The organism is Mesorhizobium sp. LSHC420B00, from assembly GCF_000503055.1.
Taxonomy (GTDB): Bacteria; Pseudomonadota; Alphaproteobacteria; order Rhizobiales; family Rhizobiaceae; genus Mesorhizobium.
The window spans coordinates 1-846 of sequence record NZ_AYVY01000080.1 but is presented as its reverse complement, the minus strand read 5'-3'; the positions used below and the strand labels follow the sequence as shown (position 1 = coordinate 846).

Annotated in this window: 1 protein-coding gene; it reads right to left on the bottom strand. The window is 66.8% G+C overall.

The window, feature by feature from the left end; translation table 11 throughout:
* On the bottom strand, window positions 1-846 hold an 846-nt coding region (locus X760_RS0140745), incomplete at both ends, for a VCBS domain-containing protein (protein WP_031195593.1).

The window sequence follows — 846 nt, the reverse complement described above, 5'->3', positions numbered from 1 at the left end:
GGTGGTGGTGGCGCCGCCGGCAGCCGGAATGGCGTCGGTCGGGGTTGAATCGCCGATGGCGATGGTCAGCGTGGTGTGCGAGGTGTCGCCGTCGCCGTCCTTGATGGTGTAGGTGAAGACATCGCTGACGCCGCCCTGCGTGCCGGCATCGCGAACATAGGAGTAGGAGCCGTCGGCGTTGAGCGTCAGCTTGCCGTAGCTGCCCTGGACCTGGGTGCCGAGCGTTGCGGCATTGTCGACATCGAGATTGGTGTTGCCGGCGGCAACGCCGACCACGGCAGCGCCATCGGCGCCCTTGACGTCGATGCCGGTGACCGGCGAGGTGGTGCCAACCGCGCTCAGCACATTGCCGGTCTCGGCGGTGAACTGGTTGGACGCAACACTGTCGGTATCGGCGTGTGCGGTCGGCACGTCGTCGACGATGGTGATGACGAGATTGCCGGCTGGAGCGCTGTCGCCGTCGGCGTCGGTGACGACGACCGCGAAGCTGGTGCTCGACGGATCGGTCAGCGTGTTGTCGATCAGCGTATAGGCGTAGCTGATGGTGCCGATGCCGGTGGTTGCATTGTAGACATAGCTGGCCGTCAGCGATCCTGTGGTGCCGTCGGCAAAAGTCTGGGCCGAGCCGGTCAGCACATGGCCACCCAGCGAGACGGTGGTCAGGCCGTCGGGCGAGGTGAAGCCGATGGTGCCCGAAGTGGTCTCGGTGGTTGCAGGCTCGTTGGAGCCGGCCGGTTCGCCGGCGCGTGCCGGCAGGCTGGCTTCATAGACGGTGGTGGTGGCGCCGCCGGCAGCCGGAATGGCGTCGGTCGGGGTTGAATCGCCGATGGCGATGGTCAGCGTGGT